General features: G+C 69.9%; 16 protein-coding genes. 9 read left to right on the top strand and 7 right to left on the bottom strand.

Features of this window, described 5'->3' with window-relative positions:
- Positions 1–9 precede the first annotated feature (9 nt).
- The gene (locus tag ACFV6X_RS22760; protein WP_385386166.1) at positions 10–1566 is read right to left on the bottom strand and encodes a Re/Si-specific NAD(P)(+) transhydrogenase subunit alpha; all 1557 of its coding nucleotides are present in this window, start codon (positions 1564–1566) and stop codon (positions 10–12) included.
- Positions 1567–1685: 119 nt separating this feature from the next.
- Positions 1686–2495, bottom strand: coding sequence for an SDR family NAD(P)-dependent oxidoreductase (locus tag ACFV6X_RS22755; protein ID WP_385386164.1), 810 nt, complete (start codon positions 2493–2495; stop codon positions 1686–1688).
- Positions 2496–2690: 195 nt separating this feature from the next.
- Here ACFV6X_RS22755 and ACFV6X_RS22750 point away from each other — a divergent pair, with 195 nt between their 5' ends.
- The 7 genes from ACFV6X_RS22750 (at position 2691) to ACFV6X_RS22720 (ending at position 11331) form a co-directional block, all read left to right on the top strand.
- Positions 2691–2996, top strand: a complete 306-nt coding sequence (locus ACFV6X_RS22750) for a hypothetical protein (RefSeq protein ID WP_385386162.1) — start codon at positions 2691–2693, stop codon at positions 2994–2996.
- A 49-nt stretch (positions 2997–3045) separates the two neighbouring features.
- The gene (locus tag ACFV6X_RS22745) at positions 3046–3630 is read left to right on the top strand and encodes a carboxymuconolactone decarboxylase family protein (RefSeq protein WP_385386160.1); all 585 of its coding nucleotides are present in this window, start codon (positions 3046–3048) and stop codon (positions 3628–3630) included.
- 311 nt (positions 3631–3941) lie between these two features.
- Positions 3942–5477: a 4-hydroxyphenylacetate 3-hydroxylase N-terminal domain-containing protein gene (locus ACFV6X_RS22740; protein WP_385386158.1), complete on the top strand. Its 1536-nt coding sequence runs from the start codon at positions 3942–3944 to the stop codon at positions 5475–5477.
- Between the two features lie 268 nt (positions 5478–5745).
- Positions 5746–6606 carry a cupin domain-containing protein gene (locus ACFV6X_RS22735; protein WP_385386156.1) on the top strand — a complete coding sequence of 287 codons (861 nt, stop codon included), beginning with the start codon at positions 5746–5748 and terminating at the stop codon, positions 6604–6606.
- A 23-nt stretch (positions 6607–6629) separates the two neighbouring features.
- Positions 6630–9686 carry a BTAD domain-containing putative transcriptional regulator gene (locus ACFV6X_RS22730; protein WP_385386154.1) on the top strand — a complete coding sequence of 1019 codons (3057 nt, stop codon included), beginning with the start codon at positions 6630–6632 and terminating at the stop codon, positions 9684–9686.
- A gap of 148 nt (positions 9687–9834) precedes the next feature.
- Positions 9835–10326 carry a flavin reductase family protein gene (locus tag ACFV6X_RS22725; protein WP_385386152.1) on the top strand — a complete coding sequence of 164 codons (492 nt, stop codon included), beginning with the start codon at positions 9835–9837 and terminating at the stop codon, positions 10324–10326.
- A gap of 114 nt (positions 10327–10440) precedes the next feature.
- Positions 10441–11331, top strand: a complete 891-nt coding sequence (locus ACFV6X_RS22720; protein WP_385386150.1) for an NAD(P)-dependent oxidoreductase — start codon at positions 10441–10443, stop codon at positions 11329–11331.
- Between the two features lie 34 nt (positions 11332–11365).
- Here ACFV6X_RS22720 and ACFV6X_RS22715 read toward each other — a convergent pair whose 3' ends face one another.
- Positions 11366–12130, bottom strand: coding sequence for an SAM-dependent methyltransferase (locus tag ACFV6X_RS22715; RefSeq protein WP_385386220.1), 765 nt, complete (start codon positions 12128–12130; stop codon positions 11366–11368).
- A gap of 192 nt (positions 12131–12322) precedes the next feature.
- On the opposite strand from ACFV6X_RS22715, the gene ACFV6X_RS22710 reads away from it, so the two are divergent.
- A complete protein-coding gene (locus ACFV6X_RS22710; protein WP_385386149.1) occupies positions 12323–13267 on the top strand; it encodes a DUF5996 family protein in 945 nt (314 codons plus the stop codon).
- Positions 13268–13510: 243 nt separating this feature from the next.
- On the top strand, positions 13511–14794 hold the full coding sequence (locus tag ACFV6X_RS22705) for a peptidase (protein ID WP_385386147.1): 1284 nt from the start codon (positions 13511–13513) through the stop codon (positions 14792–14794).
- Positions 14795–14975: 181 nt separating this feature from the next.
- Here the strand turns inward: ACFV6X_RS22705 and ACFV6X_RS22700 are convergent, their stop codons facing one another.
- The 4 genes from ACFV6X_RS22700 to ACFV6X_RS22685 form a co-directional block, all read right to left on the bottom strand.
- On the bottom strand, positions 14976–15914 hold the full coding sequence (locus tag ACFV6X_RS22700; RefSeq protein ID WP_385386145.1) for a penicillin-insensitive murein endopeptidase: 939 nt from the start codon (positions 15912–15914) through the stop codon (positions 14976–14978).
- Between the two features lie 10 nt (positions 15915–15924).
- Positions 15925–17673 (bottom strand): glycoside hydrolase domain-containing protein, encoded by a 1749-nt coding sequence (locus tag ACFV6X_RS22695; RefSeq protein ID WP_385386143.1) that lies wholly within the window; start codon positions 17671–17673, stop codon positions 15925–15927.
- Between the two features lie 139 nt (positions 17674–17812).
- Complete coding sequence (locus tag ACFV6X_RS22690; protein ID WP_385386141.1) at positions 17813–18547, bottom strand: D-Ala-D-Ala carboxypeptidase family metallohydrolase; 735 nt, start codon at positions 18545–18547, stop codon at positions 17813–17815.
- A 175-nt stretch (positions 18548–18722) separates the two neighbouring features.
- Positions 18723–19238, bottom strand: coding sequence for a hypothetical protein (locus ACFV6X_RS22685; RefSeq protein ID WP_385386139.1), 516 nt, complete (start codon positions 19236–19238; stop codon positions 18723–18725).
- Position 19239: the final 1 nt, after the last annotated feature.

Raw genomic sequence — 19239 nt, 5'->3', positions numbered from 1 at the left:
GACGCCCCCTCAGCTTCTCGAGAACATGGAGAGCATCCGGCGGGTCACGGCGAAGCCACCGACGATGTTGACCGAGGCCAGCAGGATCGCGATCGCCGACAGCGCCGTGACCACCTCGCCGTTCGGGGTGTCACCGTGCCCGATCTGCAGCAGGGCGCCGACCACGATGATCCCCGAGATCGCGTTGGTGACGCTCATCAGGGGCGTGTGCAGGGCGTGATGCACCTGCCCGATCACGTAGTAGCCGATCACGATCGCCAGCGCGAACACCGTCAGGTGTCCCAGGAGCGCCGAGGGTGACAGGGCCGCGCACAGGAACAGCACCGCCGCGCCGCACCCGACCCCCGTGAACCGCCGTCGGGTCGACATCGGCAGCTGGGTCTGCGGGGCCTTCGGCCTCGCCTCGGAGGGTGCGGGACCAGCCGGTGGTGCGGCCGCGGAGACCTGCACCGGCGGCGGGGGCCAGGTGAGTTCGCCGTCGCGCACCACGGTCATCGACCGCTGCACCACGTCGTCGAAGTCCAGTGCCAGCCGGCCGTCCTTGTCGGGGGTCATCAGCTTGATGAGGTTGACCAGGTTGGTGCCGTACAACTGGGACGCCTGCGCAGGCAACCGACCGGGGAGGTCGGTGTGGCCGAGGATCGTCACACCGCCCGCCGTGACCACGGCCTGGTCCCTGACGACGCCCTCGACGTTGCCGCCGGTCGCGGCGGCCATGTCCACGATGACACTGCCCGCGCGCATCGACGCCACCATCTCCGCGGTGATCAGCGTGGGCGCCGGCCGCCCCGGGATCTGCGCGGTCGTGATCACGATGTCCATCTCCGCGATCCGCTCGCTGTACAGCTGCGCCGCGCGGGTGTTGTAGTCCTGCGACATCTCCTTGGCGTAGCCCGTCGCCGACACCTGCACCTCGCCGGTGTCGGCGGCCTCGACCGAGAGGTACTCGCCCCCCAGCGATCTGACCTGGTCGGCAACCTCCGGCCGCGGATCGGTCGCGTACACGATGGCACCGAGGCTTCCGGCCGCTCCGATCGCGGCCAGGCCCGCCACCCCGGCGCCGCAGACCAGCACCTTGGCCGGCGGCACCTTGCCCGCGGCAGTCACCTGACCGGTGAAGAACCGGCCGAAGGCGTGAGCGGCCTCCACCACCGCCCGGTAGCCGGCGATGTTCGCCATGGACGACAACACGTCCAACGACTGTGCCCGAGAGATACGCGGCACCGCATCCAGTGCCAGCACTGTGATGGGCCGCTTCGCCAGTTCCTCCACCAGCGCGGGGTCCGACGCCGGACTCATGATGCCCATGACCGTCGCACCCGGCTTCAACTCGTCCAGCCGCGCCGGGTCGAGGGCGTTCACACCCAGCACGATGTCCGCCGCGAGCGGGTCGCCGACTCTCGCGCCCGCCTCGGCATAGGCCCCGTCCGGGAAGCTCGACAACACACCAGCACCCGGCTCCACCACGACGTCGTAGCCCAGTTTCACCAGCTGGACCACCGTGGCGGGAGTCGCGGCGACGCGCGTCTCGCCACTGCGGGTTTCGCTCACGATTCCGATCAGCATGCGCAACACTCCAGGTCGATGTTCCAGAGCACTCGTTGGACGCCCACGCAGGCAAAACCACAAGCGCCGTCCAAGGCGACTACGGGCATTGGACGGCGCTTGCCTGGGGGGCCTTGCGATCAGGCGACGGGCTTCGTCATCCCGCCGTCGACGCGCAGCACCTGACCGGTGACGTAGGAGGCGTCGTCCGACGCCAGGAACGCCGCCGCGGCACCGATCTCGGCGGGGTCGGCCCAGCGGGCGAGGCGAATCCCGAGCCCCTGAGCCATGCCGGCCCGGACCTCCTCGGGGCTCTTGCCCTGCTGCTTGCCCATGGCCTCGGTCTTGGTCAGCCAGCCCTCGGTCTTCGTCATCCCCGGGGAGATCGCGTTGACCCGGATGTTGTCGGCAGCCGCCTCGGTCGCCAGGTAGCTCGTGAGCGCGACGACGCCCGCGTTCACGATGCCCGTGGCACCGGCCTGGGGAATGAGCAGGTGGGCGGTCGCGCCGACGACGTTGACGATGCTGCCGGTGCCGGTCCGGCTCAGGTACGGGAGAGCGGCCTGTGCGACGCGGATGTACCCGATCAGCTTGGTGTCGAAGGCGGACGCGATGTTCTTCTCGTCGACCTTGTCCAGGGGGGACGGCGTGAGCTGCGGTCCCGCGTTGTTCACGACGATGTCGAGGGCGCCGTGCCAGGCGTGCACCTCTGCCAGCGCGCTGTTGACGGAGTCCGCGTCGGTGACGTCGGCGACGACGGGGAGCACGTCCTCCGCGCCGGATCCGGCGGTGAGACGGCCGGCGGCAGCCTTGACCGCCGCCTCGTCCCGGGCCGCGATCGCCACCTTGGCACCACGCCCCAGCAGCGCCTGTGCGATGGCGAAGCCCAGGCCTCGACTACCACCGGTCACGAAAGCCGTACGGCCCTCCAAGTTCCAACCTGCAGCCATGTTCGGCTCCTCCAGTCAGTGGTCCGATCCTTACTGCGGAGAGTCGAACCGAAGCGCCCACGGCACGGCAAGCGCGGTTAACGGAAGGTTCACACGCCCGCCGCCGGGCCATCTCGCACCTTTCCGGCGGCTAACGGTGCGTGTCGCACAGTGTCCCGTGCTCAGCCCGCTCCGAGGGTGAAGGAGGGATGGGTGATGGAGGTCCGGGACCTCGAGGAGACTACCGCTGTCCCGTGGAGCGCGGCGCTGCGCGGTGCCGTCCGGGGCAGGTCACTGCTTCAGACGACCGTGGCCGCCTCGGCAGTCGGGTCGGTGCTGTTCATGGTCAACCTCTACTCGCAGGTCCAGCAGGGCCCGATCACATGGGCGCTCACCTCGCGGATCGCCCTGACCTTCTTCGTGCCGTGGCTCAACGCGACCCTGGGCCTCGCCATCGGCCTGCGGAAATCCGGCAGTCCGGCGCGTCGCCGCACCGAGCCCGCGGACACCGCCGCTCCCTAGGAATCCGCCCGACCCCAGAGCCAGGCAGGACCCGTCGAAAGGAACTCTCATGTCGCTGGTGCCGCTCGTCACGTCCGCGCAGTTCTCACCGGACGACCAGCCCGCTCTCACACAGGCCGTCCAGGCCTACGGCGAAGTGCTCAACACCTGGGCCGGCATCGGGAACAGCCCCGGACTGCTCGCCACCTACCTGCCCTTCCTCAGGCGGCTCAACGGCCCAGGGGCGCTGGAGGTGCGGGTGAAGGACCTGGTCGCCGTACGCGTGGCCGTGCTCAACCACTGCCGCTACACGGCGAGTCACCGCTGCACGTCCGCGCTGGCCGGCGGGGTGGAGGTCGACGAACTCGCAGCCGTGGCCGACGGGGAGCTCGAAGGCTTCAGCGAGCGGGAGCGGCTGGCTCTGCGGTTGGCGGAGGAGATGACGGTCGCCCTCCCGAAGGTCCCCGTGGGGGAGGGCCTCACGGGCGTCTCGACGAGCCTCCGTGACGAGGTGCAGCGGATGTTCAGCCCAGCGGCGCTGGTGGAGCTCGTCATGTGCATCAGCATGTGGAACGCCTTGTCGCGCTTCCACCGTGTCATGGACTTCGAGCTGGACATGCCGAAGCCGCCGGCTCCGGTGGAAGCCCGGCTCTGAGAGCGCGGGGGCCTGCCGCGAGGCGTTCCTGACACCCTCGCCAACGGCATGTCTTCGCGATTAACACCGCACTAACATCTCATGGCTAATCTCAAAGGAATCAGCAGCCGAGCGAGTTCCCGCTTCTGGGCACAACGCGCTCAGTCGAGTGCGGCGCTGAATTCCCGGCTCCCAACGCCTTGAGAGTAAGTCACGAACGGGTCCGCGGCAAATTACCGACGACGACCTGTCGACCGGAATTTGACTGACGGAGTCGAAAAGAAAATTCCCTGCATGAAAGTGCTTGGGTCAAGTGGAGAAGGTGGCATTTGATGCGAACTGGCGACCAGTACTTGGAGTCTCTCAGGGACGGGCGTGTTCTCTGGGTCGGAGGTGACCGGGTCGACGACGTCACGACACACCCGAAGACCAGGGCGCAGGCGAAGCGCATGGCCAAGTTCTACGACCTGCATCACGACGCCGAGCTGCAGGACGTCATGACCTTCGTCGACGACGACGGAGTGCGCCGGTCGATGATGTGGTTCAAGCACACCGACGCCGATGGACTGCGGCGCAAGCGCATCTACCTCGAAACCGTGGTCCGGGAGCTCGACGGCGGATCGACGGGGCGGACCCCGTGCGCGAACAACTACGGCCTGATCACCTACGAGGAGGACCCGCAGCCGTGGAGTGACCAGTCCGTGGGCACCGACGGGCGTGACCTGACCGTGGGCATCCGCGAGTTCCTGGACCTCGCGAAGGAGGGCGACCTCAACTGCGCCTTCGCCTTCATCGACCCTCAGCTCGACCGGTCCAAGGAGTCCTCGGCCAAGAACTCTCCCGCCCTGCGCATCGTGGAGACGCGCGAGGACGGGATCGTCGTCGCCGGCGTGAAGGCGGTGAGCACCGGCACGCCGTTCGCCGACTACATCCACCTCGGCGTCTTCTACCGCCCGGGAATTCAGAGCGAGCAGGTCATCTACGGCGCCGTCCCGGCCAATGCGCCGGGCGTCACGATGGTTTCCCGCGAGGCGACGGTGCGGGACGACTTCGAGAACCACCCCGTGGCTTCGGCCGGTGACGAGCTCGAATGCACCGTCATCTTCGACAACGTGTTCATTCCGTGGAACCGCGTCTTCCACATCGGCAACCCCGAGCACGCTTCGCTGTACCCGCAGCGCATCTTCGACTGGGTGCACTACGAGGCGCTCATCCGGATCATGGTGCGGGCCGAGCTCATGGTCGGGCTCGCGATGCTGATGACCGAGCACATCGGCACGTACCAGCTTCCGCCGGTCCAGGCGCGCCTGGCACGCCTCGTCGAGTTCTACCAGACGATGCGAGCCCACGTGATCGCCTCCGAGACGGAGGGCTTCATCTCGCCGGCGGGGCTCTACAAGCCGAACGTGCTGCTCTTCGACTTCGGCCGGTCGTACTACCTGGAGCGGTACGCGGAGATGAGGAACGAGGTGATCGACCTCGCCGGCCGTGCCTCGCTCCTGTTCCCGACCGAGGAGCAGTGGACCAACCCCGAGCTGCGCGAGTGGCTCGAACCGCTGCAGTCGGGCGCCGTCGGCGAGCCCTACGACCGCATGCGCATCTCACGTGTCATCCGCGACCTCTTCCTCTCGGACTACGGCGACCGGGTGAGCACCTTCGAGCAGTTCAACGGAACCCCGATGCTCACCACCCGGATGCTCACGATGAAGCGGTCGGAGCTGTCGCCCTCCGGGCGGCTCACCGACCTCGCGCGGAAGGTCTGTGGCATCGAGGCGCCCGTCGCCCCCGAGGTGACGGCCTACACGGAGCAGGCCGAGTACGCCCGGCGTCTCGACGGCGCACGGGCCGAGGGCTCGCTGGTCCGCTGAGCCGACCACGCCGCGTGGAGGGGTGGGGGGGGGGGGCGGGGCGCGGCCCCACCCCCCCCCCCCCCCGCCGCCCCCCCGCCCCCGGGGCCGGGGCCAGCGGGCCCCCCGGCCCCCCCCCCCCCGGGGGGGGGGGTGGTTGGGGGCCGGTGCCCCCCCCCCACCACCCGCCCTGCGCGAATCCCCCGGGCAGAGTCCCGATGACCATCAGCAGCAACCAGGGTGAGGGATGCCCCCATGGGCACCTTCGCGTGTGTACGGAGAGGTCGACATGGCTTACTACATCTCGCGGGCGTCGGAGCGGAAGTTCTCCGGCGTCGAAGGCGTCCCGGGTCTTCAGCAGGCACTCCTGGTCGGGCACGAGCACGGCGCGTCCCACCTTGAGGTGAGCTTGTACGAGCTGGCTCCCGGAGCGACGACGGGCTGGACCCGCTGCCCGTTCGAGGAGTCGTGGTTCGTCACGGGCGGATCGGGCGAGGCCGCCTATGCCGGACTGCGCTACGAACTCGGTTCCGGGGACTACGGTGTGGCGCCTGTCGGTGTCGCCCACTCGCTGTCCGCCGGCGACGAGGGACTGACGTGGATCGGGGTGCGCGCCCCGAAGCCGCCCACGTTCGACGGCGCCCGAAGCCGCATCGCCGCCAAGGCCTCACCGGGCGAGAACCTGGGCCGCCCGTCCGAGACGGACCCCCGGCATCGCTACGTCGGCCACTTCGACGACTCCGACATGGCCCCCTACGCGCAGCTGTCGATGCCCGGCTACCACGGCCCCAACATCAAGAACATCAGCCTGAGGATGATGGTCGACCAGCTCCTGGGAGCCCAGCACCACACTGTGTTCGTGTGCGAGATCGCGCCGAAGTCCGGCCCGGGCCGGGCGGCCAAGGTCCACTACCACCCGTTCGAGGAGATCTACTACTTCACTTCTGGCGGGATGCGAGGGACCCTGGACGGCAAGGACGAGGTCATCGAGACAGGTGACCTGGTGTGGGTGGGTACCGACGGCACGCATGGCTTCGTCAACGAACGCGCTGAACCGGCGCGTTGGGTCGAGGTGCAGTCGCCGATCCCGCCCACCTCCGACGCGTTCTTCTTCCCTGACGACTGGCGTAAGCTCCCGGAGGAGCACTGAGGATCGCGGAGGCGCGACGTTCGATGGGCGACTCCACTCCTGGTCGGCCGAGCGACTCCAAGGCGCCAGGTCGACGGCATCGCGCGATCATCCGGCGGAAGCTGGCGATTCCGGAGCCGGCGAAGGACATCGTCGAGCGCGACAGGCTCAGCCGGCGGTTGAGGTCTCTGCTCGACCGTCACACCGTGGTGAACGTCTTCGCGACAGCCGGGGCCGGCAAGACCACGGCGGTGGCACTGGCTGTCCGTGACCTCGACAGGCCCGTCGCCTGGCTGTCGCTCGACGGTACCGAGCAGGCGGCGGGCCGCCTGCTCGTCTACCTCGAAGCGGCCGTCGAGGGCGCCGTGCCGAGCGCCGCCGATGTGGCGTCCGATGCCCTGAGCAGCAGTCTCCACATCGGTGAGGCAGCCGGACTGCTGGCCGAGAGCCTCCAGGGAAGCCGGCTCATCCTCGTGTGCGACAACGTGGAACGCGTCGTGCCGGACGAGACCTGCATCGCGGTCCTGTCGTCGTTCGCTCGCTACCTGCCGTCCGGCGTGAACCTCGTACTGATCTCGCGCGTCGACGTGCGCCTCGACCCGGGCTCGACGAGCGAGCGTGACCGCGTGGGTGAGCTGGTGGAGAGCGACCTCTCCTTCGACGCCCAGGAAGCCGCCGCGGCACTGCGCAACGTCGGTCGCGTCGACGTGCACCCGGCGCAGGCGGTGGCGGCGACGGGGGGCTGGGTCACCGGGGTCCTCTTCGAGGGCTGGCGTCATGCCCAGTCCCGCCAGATGGATCCCGACCTGCTGCGGTCCTATGTCGCGGCGAACGTCTTCAACTCACTCACCCAGACCGAGAGAACGTTCCTCCTCCATACGAGTCTGCTGGCCGAGGTCTCGGCCGAGGGCGCCCGGGCGCTGGGCCAGGAGAACGCGGCCCAGGTCATGGCCGGCCTCCGTGCCCGGCATCTCCCGGTGACCTGGGCGTCCGACGGTTCCCGTATGACGCCGCACCCGGTGTTCCGCGACTTTCTCGTCGAGGCCCTGGGGCGGGAGGACGCAAGGACGCTCGACGAGGTGCGCCGCAGGCACGCCGACGTCCTGATCGCCGGCGGCGCGCACGAGGAGGCGGTCGACGAGTTGCTCCGGCTCGGGGACCTGGAGGCGGCCGGGAGACTGGCTGCCGTAGCCCTCCCCAGCCTGGTGGCGCGGATGGACTTCGCGCCGGCGGCACGGTGGCTCGACGCGCTGGGGGCGTCGGTACGCACGCCCACCCCGGAGATCGGCTCCGTCATCCTGCGCGTCGCCTTCGCACTCGAACAGTGTGATCGCGGTGTGGAACTCGTCGATCGCCATGGATACGACTGGCTTCCGGAGCCGGAGTCCCCCGACTTCGAGGAGGCACACGTCCTGGCCTGCTGGTGCTTGTGGCACCGGGGGCGGATCGAGGAGGCGCGGTCCCTGGCGGACCGGCTGCCACCGGGCCGGAACGGGCGCATCGCGCACACGCTGATCGCGCTGGCCACCGGCGAGGAACCACCACCCTTTCCGGAGTACTCGTCCACGCCGTCCGGCCCGCTCGACGGACTGCTGATGCGGCTGGCCTTCCTGCGCGGCCGCCTCGAAGGACTCGACGACCCGGGGTCGTTCGATCCCTGGCGCACGATACTCGGCGGCCCGTGGGTCGTCGCCGCGCTGCGCGTCACCGGGCGGCTCGACGCCGCGATGTCGATGTTCGAGCCTCGCCGTGGCTCCTCGCAGCCGGTGTGGTTGCACGCCGTCGACGCCGTCGATCTCATGCTCGACCTCGGCCGCGGAGACGAAGCCTGCGCGTCCATCGCGCGGGGGCGAGAGCTCATCGCGGCCACCGGCTCCAAGGTGTACAAGAACCTCAGTCTTCTCGGCGAAGCAAAGCTGTGGCTGCGCCTCGGGGGTGACACCCGGCGTGCCGACCGCGTGCTGGCGGAGTCGGCCGCCTGCGGAGCATCGGAGTACAGCCTCACACGCGAGATGTGGCAGATGTGGTCCGGTCTGTCGATGCTCCTGCAGAACCGGGACACCGAGGGGCACGAGCACCTCGCGGAATGCCTCCGGAGCATGCAGAAGGGAGACCGCCATCTCGATCTCTCGACGGCTGCCGTGTACCTCGCGGAGGCGCAGTGGCGCCTCGGACTCGAGAACGAGTCCGACGCCACGGCCGACCTCGCGATGGTCTCCGCCTCGACGCACGGCACCCAGCATCTGCTGCTGACGGCACTGGCGGACGTGCCGCAGGTCGCGGCCAGAGCCGCGGACACCAGGTCGAGCCGTATGTCGTCCTGGCACGAGATCCTCGCCGCCCTCTCGGGCCAGCATCCGATACGCGTGAACGTGAGTACGCCCCGGCTGGTGCTGGAGGAGTTCGGCGAGCCGGTCCTCACGGTCGACGGACACGTGACCCAGCCCCGGCTGACGAAGAGCCTCGAACTCCTCAGCTACCTGCTCTGGGCACCCGATCGCAGGGCCACCCGCGAGGAACTGCTCGGGGCGCTCTTCGGGGGCCGCAACGACGCCGCCGGCCGCAGCTATCTGAGGCAGGCGCTCTACCGGCTTCGCGAGGCTCTGCCCGAGGGCCTGGGCCCCGCGCAGGACGGCGATGTCTTCCACCTGGTCGGCCCCACCCTCGCCATGGGGTCGGCACAGCGGGCGGTCGACCTCGTGGCCCAGGCCGGCAGACAGGACGGAGAGATCCGCCTCCAGACGCTGTCGCGTGCGCTCAGCAGCGCCGAGCGGGGCCCCTACCTGGCGACGATCTCAGGTGAGTGGGTCGCCGAGCGTCGTGAGGTGCTGGGTGAGACCTTCCTGTCGGCTCGCGTCGACACAGCCAAGCTCGCCTATCGCATGAACCGCTACCGCGAGGCCAAGGGACTGATCGACCGCGTGCTGCGCGAGGATCCGTATCGCGAGCAGGCCTGGCAGCTCGCCATCAGACTGGCGCACGCCAGCGGCAGCGACGACGGCGTGCTGGCGCTCTACCAGCGGTACGTCGCGCGCATGCGCGATCTCGGAGTGCCGCCGTCGGACGAGGTCCGCCGGCTCGTCATGCAGCTGCGCCGGTAACGCCGCCGATTTCGCATCGGTAAACGCGTCGTCCGCCACACTCGAGCCACCTGATCGCAGGAAAGGCTCAGCCATCTCGTTACAGGCAACGGAGGGCATCATGGGTGCATCTACCGCGCAGGACATGCGCGCCACATATCGCGGAGCAATGGCGCGATTCACGACCGGCGTCACGATCGTCACCACCAGGACTCCGAACGGGCCGGCAGGAATGACCGCCAGTGCCGTCGCGTCCGTTTCGCTGGATCCGCTCATGCTGCTGGTGTGTGTCGGCAACACCCTCGCGACGAGGGACGCGATTTCCGACTCCGGAGTCTTCGCGGTCAGCGTCCTCTCCCAAGGACAGGAACGCCACGCGCTGCGGTTCGCGAGCCGGTGCGACGACAAGTTCGCCGGTGTCGGGCTGCGAACCGACCACGACCTCCCCGTCGTCGACGGCGCGGTCGCTCACTTCGCCTGTAACGTGCAGGAGGAGTTCGCCGGGGGCGACCACACCATATTCGTCGGCCAGGTCGTCAGCTGCGGCTACTCCGTCGACTCCAACCCCCTGGTGTACTTCGGTGGGAAGTTCGGCAGTCTCTGCGATCTCAATTCCCACGCGCAGCTGGCCTTCGACTGGCAGCTCGCCGCCTCGATGTAGCGAACCTCGCCACGGCGCCCGGGCCTGTCCCGCGCATCACCTCGTGCCGGAGGCCCGGCCCTCGCCGTCAACACCCCTTGCGCATGGCGCGCACCTCATCCCCAGGAGATGAACGTGGACGTATCCGTGCTGGGTCTCGGTCAGATGGGATCCGCAATCGCCGAACGACTCATCGGCGCGGGCCACAAGGTCAGCGTCTGGAACCGGTCGAAGGGGAAGGCCGACGGCCTGCTGGAGAGGGGCGCGTTCGAACTGGACGAGCCCTCCGAGGCCTGGGTCCGGTCGGACGTCTGTATCACGATGGTCGCGGACTCCCACGCCTTGGCCGACATCGCGCTCGCACCCCACGGCGGGCTCGTGCACGCCGCGGCCGCCAGGGGAAAGACGCTCATCGACATGAGCACCGTCTCGGCGGAGGTCTCCGCTCAGGTGGCCGCCGCGGCCGCGGCCGGCGGTGTGGACTACCTACGCGCTCCGGTGAGCGGAAACCCGGGTGTCGTGCGTGCCGGGAACCTCACGGTCATCGCCTCGGGCGAGGAGCACGTCTTCACGTCCGTCGACGCTCTCCTTCGCGACATCGGCCCTCACCTGTTCCACGTCGGCGAGGGGGAGGCCGCCCGTGTCATCAAGCTGGCTCTCAACCTCATGGTCGCCGGGACGGCCGAGCTGCTGGCCGAGTGCGTCGCGTTGGCCGAGGCCCACGACGTACGACGGGACCGGCTTCTGGAGGTCGTCGGAGCCTCGGCGGTCGCGTCGCCGTTGGTGAAGTACAAGATCGGGCCCCTCCTGGCGGACGACTACACGTCGACGTTCAGCTCGCGGCTCATGCGCAAGGACCTGGACCTCGCTCTCGACGCGGCGGCAGCCGGCGGCGTCCCGCTGCCGGTCACCGGCGTCGTGCAGCAACTGCTCCAGGCGTGCGTCTCGACCGGTCTGGGCGAGCTGGACTTCATGGCCCTGCTCGTCCGGCTGCAGCGGGAGGCCGGTCAGACTCCCTCTGCCTGACGGGCCCGGCCGCCGGTCGGCTCCGCGAGGGCGCCTATTTCTTGCGCGCGGTGAGCAGAGCGAAGGAGAGGAATTCCCCGCCGTCCGCGAGGAGCATGTCGATGACGGGCTGGTTCACGCGTCGGCCGTCCGGCCGGTGCTCGGCTCCCGCCCGGGCCCACAGCAGCCAGTCACGCCAGGCGTCCTGCTGCAGCCGCGCTGAGGTGACGTCCACCAACTCGGTGATCTGCCACTGGAAGCGCCACCACTCCGCCGTGTGCCAGGCGATCGCCTCCCAGCCGACCACCTTCTTGATGTGCGGCGGTATCGCTCCGAGCTCGCGGACCTCGCGTGTCATGGCGGGTGTGGCCATACCCAGTTGTCCGCCGGGACGGAGAAATCGCACCAGGTGGGGCAGATAGCTGTCCGCCGTACCGAAGTACTCGAACGCGTCCACGCTGACGACGGCGTCGAAGCTGTCCTCCTCGAACGGCAGGGCGTGCGCCTCCGCCCGCACGGCCTGCACGAGGTCGCCGACACCCGCCTCGGCGAAGACGGCTGCCGCGTCCTCGGGCGCGATCCACCAGTCCGCCGCGACGACCTCGGCGCCGTACTCGCGGGCCAGGAACACCGATGTGGCGCCCTTGCCGGAGCCGAGGTCGAGAACCCGCATGCCGGGGCGCAGGTCGAGGTCTCGGGCGAGGTCCTCCAGCAGCCACAACGGGTTCGGCCCCATGTCGAGGTCGAGCAGCCAGGCGGGGTCATAGCGGGAGGAGCGCGGATAGCGGTCCGGACGTACGAGGTTGCTCAGGGCGGTCACGAGCACGTACCCAAGTCGAACCGCCCGCCTCGGCACAACTGGATATCGCCTCACTCCGGCGACGCGAGCGACCGGGTCGTAACTAGCCGTGTTTGTACAACCTCATGCAGTCATCATCGCTGTGCGGGGCCGTCCGATTTGCCCCGTGGGCGCGCTGGGGTGAACCTGCTTGCACGGACGGAAGGCACAACGGTGACACAGCAGACAACGCCCACGCGCGAAGCATGGCCGCGGCTCCTGGTGGCCGACTGGGCCGACACGCGAGACACCTTGCACATGTGGACCCAGATCGTCGGCAAGGTGCGTCTGGCGCACGCACCGCTGATCAATCACTGGTGGCAGGTCACGCTGTACGTGAGTCCACGCGGGCTGACCACGTCCGCCATCCCGTACGGGTCCGGAGCCTTCGACATCGAGTTCGACTTCATCGACCACCAACTGTGCATCCGCAGCAGCGAGGGCGCCGTCCGTAACGTGGCGCTGGCGCCCAAGTCGGTGGCCCAGTTCCACAGCGAGACGATGCGCGCCCTGGACGAACTGGGAATCCAGGTGCCGATCCAGGCCCGGCCGAACGAAGTGGAGCCGGCGATCCCGTTCGCCGAGGATCACCACCACTCCTCCTACGACGCCGGCGCGGCCCATCTCTTCTGGCGCCAACTGCTGCAGGCGCAGCGCGTCATGGGCGCCTTCCGCTCGCGGTTCGGTGGCAAGGTCAGTCCGGTGCACTACTTCTGGGGAGCCATGGACCTGGCCTGCACGAGGTTCTCCGGCCGCAGCGCCCCGCAACACCCGGGGGGCGCACCCAACTGCGGTGACTGGGTCATGGTGGAGGGCTACTCCCGCGAGCTGAGCAGTTGCGGCTTCTGGCCCGGCGGCGGGGAGGAGGGCGCCTTCTACGCCTATGCCTACCCGGAGCCCGACGGCTTCGCCGACCACCCGGTCACCCCGGCTGACGCCTTCTACAGCAGCGAGAACGGCCAGTTCCTGCTGCCGTACGAGGACGTGCGCTCCGCCGGCGACCCGGATGAAGCGCTCCTCGGATTCCTGCAGACCACTTACGAGGCGGCGGCGGAACGCGGACGGTGGGACCGCGCCATGCTCGAATGCGACCCGGACCGCTGGCAGGACTTCCAATGACCCCCTGGCTCCTGGGGCGCGGTGCGATGAGATGGCTCACAGAAAAAGTGGGGCCTCCGAGTGCAACTGTCTGTGTTCATGCCATTTATTCGTAGGATGTGGCGCCTGTTCCGTCAGGGGCGTGACAAGCGCCCCGGGGCCTTGATCGTGCGGGTCGTACGATCTCGTGGGCGTCGCGCCGCGTGACCACTCCGTCGGCGCGACCCCGATCCACTTTGCCACCGTCCGACCAGGGGTTCCCTCGTGAAGTTTCGCTGTGTCCTCGCGACCGCCGTCGCCGCTGCCGTGACCGCCCCGGTCGTCGTCCTGTCGGCCGCGCCCGCCTTCGCCGACGAGAAGCCGGCCGCGCGGACGCAGAAGGCGAAGCCGACGATCGAGGAGCTCAAGCAGGCCGTCGCCGTCGCGCAGAACGAGTACGACGCCGCCGTCATCGCGGTGAACGACGCGATCAAGGTCCTCACCGAGGACATGGAGGCGGACACCTACCCGGCGAAGGCCGCGATGATCGAGGCCAAGCAGGCCGCCGAAGCCGCCGCTCAGGTCAAGGCCGACGCCGACCAGGCCGTCGTGGACGCCCAGGCCGAGCTGGACGCCGCCACCACCGACGAGGACAGGGCCGCGGCGCAGACGGCGCTGGACGAGGCCACGAAGGCCGCCCAGGAGGCCGCCGAGGCCAAGACGGCCGCCGACACCGAGGCCACCGAGGCGCAGACCGCCTATGACGATGCCCGTGTCGCCCAGGGCCGGAAGATCTACCTCCTCCAGAAGACGAGGGACGAGGCCAGGACCAAGCTGGACGACGCGAGGAAGGCGCTGGCCGACGCCGAGGCCGAGGAGGGCGAGGAGCCGGGCGGCGAGTGCGTCGCCGAGCCCAAGCTCACCGCCGTCGTCAGCGGGCTGCCGAACAAGGTCGTCGGCGGCACCACGGCGACCTTCACCCTGCGCGTCACCAACGGCACCGGAAAGACGACGGACGAGGTGTACCCGTACGCCGCCGTCCACGCCTTCGACGCCAAGGGCATCAAGCCGCTCGACTACTACCTCGACCTGGAGTGGTCCACCGCCGCGAACCCCACGTGGCGCGACGCCGACCTGCTGCAGGGGCTGTCCGTCGGCTCCCTGAAGGCCAGGTCCTCGGTCGACGTGAAGCTGCGGCTGAAGGTCGACGCCGACGTTCCGGCCGGCCAGGGCGCCGCCTTCGTTTCCGCCGACTACGTCAACGAGGACGAGTCCTGCGGCGGTTTCCCGGGCCTGGACCAGTACGAGTTCCAGATCCTGGCCAAGGGCAGCGACCCGGGCAAGGTCGAGGACGCCGAGGGCAAGCCCGGTGACACCAGCGACACCACCGAGCAGGGCGGCACCTCCACCACCCCGGTGAACAACGGTTCCGGCGGCAACGGCCCGCTCGCCGAGACGGGTTCGAGTGACGCGCTGCCGCAGGTCGCCCTCGCGGCCGGCGCGGCGCTCGTGCTCGGCGCCGGCACGGTGGTCGTCGCCCGCCGCCGAAAGGCGGGCACAAACGCCTGACCGGCAGACCGTACGAGACCGGGCCCGCACCTCTGAGAAGGGGAGCGGGCCCGGACTCGTCTCCCGGTGGTCGCGGTGCGGTGGCGCGGCTTGACGGCAGGACGGGCCTCACCGGTCCCGCCACGGACCAGCTCGCCCGCGGGCCCGAGGGCCGAAGCCCCGGGCCCGCGGGCACCCCCGGCTACCGGTACCGGATGTGCAGGTGGTTGTCGTGGTTCGGGTAGCTCGTGGTCAGGCCTTCCGAGATGAGCTGCGGGTCGTTGAAGAAGATCAGCTCGACATGACCGGGGGCCTTCGCCCTGATCTCCTGGACCAGCCGGCGGGTGGCGGCGCGGTCGTAGGTCGACGACTGCCAGGTGATGCGTCCGGCGGTGCACTGTGCCGAGTCGGTGCGGATCGGCCACACGTCGATGTCCATCCCGACCTCGTGGCTGGCGTGGCCGGGTATGTCCCCGCCGTGCTCGAACCCCGCGTCGCCGACCGGCAGTCGGCCGTTGCCAGTGCCGGCGAACGTGGCGGCCGCGGCTTCGAGCTGGCCGACGGCCCCCGCGGTCGCCCAGTGGGCGCCGGCGTTGCCGTCCGGGCTCTGTGCGCACATCGAGCCCGCGCCGAAGTCGATGTTCTCGTAGTGCCAGAGCAGGTTCTTCCACGTGGTCGGTCCGACCACGCCGTCCACGCCGATTCCCGCGTGGGACTGGAAGGTGCGGACCGCGGTCTGAGTGGCGGGCCCGAAAGCTCCGTCCGCCGCGAGCCCGGCACCCCGCTTGGCGTTGAGCAGCGACTGGACCGCCCGCACCGCGGGCCCGTTGTCGCCCTGCCGTACGGTGACGGCGAGCGCGCCCCAGGTGGCGGGCCCGACGACGCCGTCCGCGGTCAGGCCCTTGGACTGCTGGAAGCCGACGACGGCGCTGCGCGTGCCGGAGCCGAAGACGCCGTCCGCGGTGACCGTTCGGCCGTGCGCGGTCAGCAGATGCTGGAGCGCGACGACGTCGGTGCCCCGGCTGCCGTTGCTCGTCAGCGGGAACGCGGCCTGGGGGAAGGCCTGCGCGGGGATGCCCGCTCCGAGGAGCAGACCTGCCACCGCGGCGAACAGCGCGATGATGCGTGCGAGTTGTCTCATGACCCCTGGGTCACCTTCCTGACTGGAGTGCGCCCCAGGTGCCGGGGCCGACGATGCCGTCGACGCCCAGTCCGCGCGAGGACTGGTAGTCGCGTACGGCCTGTGCGGTGCCCGAGCCGAAGATGCCGTCGATGCCCACCGTCCTGCCGAGCGCCGCGGTCAGGGCACGCTGCAGACGGGAGACGGCCTCGCCCGTCGAGCCGTTCTGGACGGTCGGGGTGGATCCGCGGGACAGCAGCGCGGTCCAGGTCCTCGGGCCGACCGCGCCGTCCGCCGTGAGTCCCTTGCTGGACTGGAAGTTCCGGGCGGCGGTGGTGGTGGCGGGGCCGAAGATCCCGTCCGGGGTGCCCGGGTCGTGTCCGGCGGCCTTCAGCAGGCACTGGGCCGCCTTGACCAGGTTGCCGGTCGAGCCGCTCTGCACGGTGGTGTACGCGGTGAAGTCGAGGTTCGCTCCGGTGCAGCACGGCTGTGGCGGGGTGCCGCTGCCCACGTCGAGGTAGTCGCGGTCGATGTTGATCGAGTAGCCGCCGTAGGACTCGGTGACCTCGCCCGCGTACTGGTGGATGCGCTGGTGGCCCGACCAGTGGGTGGACGGCACGTAGGAACCGGTGTTGGTGTCGGCGGCGCCGTTCCACCACGCGTAGAAGATGTGGTCGACCCGCGTGTAGGCGCCGTTGTTGTACTCGCTCGCCGCGTCCCTGATGCCGGAGGCGGCACTGGAGTAGAAGCCGGACAGGTAGCCGCTGCTGTGCAGCCGCTCGGTCCAGCCGGACAGGTACGACAGCACGGCCGCCTTGCAGGACGCCGTCGAGGTGTACGCCTCGATGTCGCTGTAGAGGGCGCTGCCCGCCGGGATGCCGAGGCCGGACGCGGCGGAGACGGCGCCCGCGGCCGCGGTGACGCCCTGGGACCTGGCCGTGGCCGGGTCGGAGGACATCTTCAGCGAGTAGCTGGTGCACGGCGCCTGACGGCCGACGTCGATGGGGATCAGGCGCCATCCGTTGCCGGTCTGGTTGGTCACCCAGCTCGCGGTCAGATTCGGCTGGGCGCAGCCGCGGAAGGAACCGCTGATGTAGACGCCGACCGCGCTGTACGGCGAGCTGGACTGCCAGGCGTTCATGGCGGCCTGCGACGGCGCGGTGCAGGCGTCGAAGCCCTTGCCCAGGTAGGAGCCCGGTTGTGGGCCGGCCGCGGCCAGGGGAGCGGCTGCGGACCGTTTCCCTGCGCGCGGCAGCTCGGTGCGCTCGGCGCCCGCGGTGAGCTCGGCCGAGGCGAGGGCCCCGCGCACCAGACTCTCGGTCCCGGGGGTGTGCGCGGCGGTGACGAGGACCCCGGCGTCCTCCACCGCGACCTGGATGGTCCCGTTGCTGGAGGTGGCGGTCGGGGCGGTGGCCTTGCCCCGTGGCGTCCGCGCGGTCGCCGCCGTCGACCGGTCGGCGGAGCGGGCGGTGATGGGCTCGACGACGATGCCCGCCGTACGGCCGACGACTCGGGCGGGGCAGTCGTTCTGCTCGGCGGGCTCGCCCACGTAGACGGCGGGTCTGTCGAAGCGGAGGCAGGCTCGCGGGTTCTCGGCCAGATCGACCACCTGCCAGTCGGCGGGCACCTCGATGCGGTAGCCGTGGTAGGTGACGGTCTGCCGGGTCTCGGGCGGGGAATCCGCGAGGGCGGGACCGGGGACCGAGAACGCTCCGATACCGGCGAGCAGCGCCAGCACGGCCGTTCCGGCGCGGACGCGCCAGAAGTTGCGGGACGACATCAGGGCACTCCAACTCGGTGCGGGGGAGAGTGAGGGAGTACGGCACGGCGGCTCCGCGCCGCGCCGGGACGAGTGGAGTGCGTCCCGGCACGGCGGCCGGCTCCGTGCCGGGTGGGGCGGTGCGTGTGGGATGCGCCGGTCAGATGCCGCAACTGGGCGCGGACCAGGAGCGGCTGGTACGTCCGTCCAGGTGGGTGTGGTCGTTGTGGCCGGGGTAGCCGGGGCCGAAGATGCCGCCGAAGCCGTGGTAGCGGCCGCGCTGCGCGAGCTGGCAGAACGACGGGTTGCCGACCACGTCGGCCGCGTCGCCGTACAGGTGCCGGCTGTTCGAGGCGCCGCCCACCGCGTTGTTGCAGGCGTGCGAGCGGAAGCCGCTGGTCACCACGATCGGGACGTCACCCATCGCGCGCCGCATGGCCTCCAGCTTCCACATCGTGCGCAGGCCGTTGGACTTGGCCGTCGCCGCGCTGACCGCTCCGCCGGACCAGTCGGAGTTGCACTTGTTCAACTCGGCGTAGGTGAAGTGGATCGGCGTGCAGTCCGGGTCCTGGAGCGCGTAGATCTTGCTGAAGGTCTGGGAACCCGCGACCCCGTCCGCCCCCAGCCCGTACGCCTGCTGGAACTTGATGACCGCGGCCTTGGTGCGAGGCCCGAAGTTGCCGTCGACGGAGAGGATCTCGCCGAAGTCGACATGTCCGGCGACCCGGATCTGCAACTGGGTGACGTCGGCGCCCGTCATGCCCTCCGACAGGGTGCGGTTCCAGGTGTAGCACTCGTCGGCCTGGGCCGGGCCGGCCGTGGCCAGCATGCCACCCATGGTTGCGGCCATGACCATGACAACCGAGAGAAGTAGTCGGACCGTACGTCTCAGCATCGTGTCTCCGTCCTGAGTCCTGATGAGCCACAGGGAACTGAGCCGAGTTTGGCGCCGGAGCCCTGGCATGTCCACACTGCCACCATCTGCCACAGGACCAGACCTCCGGCACAACTCGAAGGTGGGCGAGGGTGGTTGTGTCATCCGGTAAGAGGCAGGTGTCCGTCGGGCGAAGCTAGCGTTGCACCACGAGAGCGGCAGTGGCGATCAGCGCGGAGCTCAGGACGGTCACACCGCTCAGCCGTCGTGCGAGCCGGTCGTCCCAGTGCTCCCCGTCGCCGGAGACCCTGCGCAGAGCCGGGGTGAGAGCCCGGCCCGCGCCGAAGCCGAGTCCGGCGGCCAGGGCGGGTGCGTAGGAGCCCCCCGACAGCAGCACCGCGACCGCGATCGCGTACGGCGCGCTCGCCGAGACGTAGGTACGCACGCCCGTACCGAGCTCGAAGCCGAACTGCAGGGCCCCGCGCGCCAGATGGCGGCGCAGTACGTCCTGCGGTACCTGCCGGGCGTTCTGCGGCAGCCGTAGCGGCAGCTTGCCTGCGTCGCGCAGTGCGGCAAGCAGGGCGGCGGCCACGATCAGCCCTTGCCGCCAGCCGGCCGGAAGCGGCGTGAACAGCCCGGACAGGAGCCACAGCACAGCGGCCGTCAGCGTTCCGCCGACGAGCAGGCCGAGGGTGAACACGCCGAGGACCACT

The sequence above is a fragment of the Streptomyces sp. NPDC059861 genome, assembly GCF_042731435.1.
Lineage (GTDB): Bacteria > Actinomycetota > Actinomycetes > Streptomycetales > Streptomycetaceae > Streptomyces.
The sequence above is the reverse complement of the archived record's forward strand: the minus strand, read 5'-3'. Positions and strand labels throughout refer to the sequence as shown.

What these genes read in the sequence shown, in the direction of transcription:
- ACFV6X_RS22760 (WP_385386166.1), bottom strand. Translation starts at nt 1,566, where the DNA reads ATGCTGATCGGAATCGTGAGCGAAACCCGCAGTGGCGAGACGCGCGTC.
- ACFV6X_RS22755 (WP_385386164.1), bottom strand. Translation starts at nt 2,495, where the DNA reads ATGGCTGCAGGTTGGAACTTGGAGGGCCGTACGGCTTTCGTGACCGGT.
- ACFV6X_RS22750 (WP_385386162.1), top strand. Translation starts at nt 2,691, where the DNA reads ATGGAGGTCCGGGACCTCGAGGAGACTACCGCTGTCCCGTGGAGCGCG.
- ACFV6X_RS22745 (WP_385386160.1), top strand. Translation starts at nt 3,046, where the DNA reads ATGTCGCTGGTGCCGCTCGTCACGTCCGCGCAGTTCTCACCGGACGAC.
- ACFV6X_RS22740 (WP_385386158.1), top strand. Translation starts at nt 3,942, where the DNA reads ATGCGAACTGGCGACCAGTACTTGGAGTCTCTCAGGGACGGGCGTGTT.
- ACFV6X_RS22735 (WP_385386156.1), top strand. Translation starts at nt 5,746, where the DNA reads ATGGCTTACTACATCTCGCGGGCGTCGGAGCGGAAGTTCTCCGGCGTC.
- ACFV6X_RS22730 (WP_385386154.1), top strand. Translation starts at nt 6,630, where the DNA reads ATGGGCGACTCCACTCCTGGTCGGCCGAGCGACTCCAAGGCGCCAGGT.
- ACFV6X_RS22725 (WP_385386152.1), top strand. Translation starts at nt 9,835, where the DNA reads ATGGCGCGATTCACGACCGGCGTCACGATCGTCACCACCAGGACTCCG.
- ACFV6X_RS22700 (WP_385386145.1), bottom strand. Translation starts at nt 15,914, where the DNA reads ATGAGACAACTCGCACGCATCATCGCGCTGTTCGCCGCGGTGGCAGGT.
- ACFV6X_RS22695 (WP_385386143.1), bottom strand. Translation starts at nt 17,673, where the DNA reads ATGTCGTCCCGCAACTTCTGGCGCGTCCGCGCCGGAACGGCCGTGCTG.
- ACFV6X_RS22690 (WP_385386141.1), bottom strand. Translation starts at nt 18,547, where the DNA reads ATGCTGAGACGTACGGTCCGACTACTTCTCTCGGTTGTCATGGTCATG.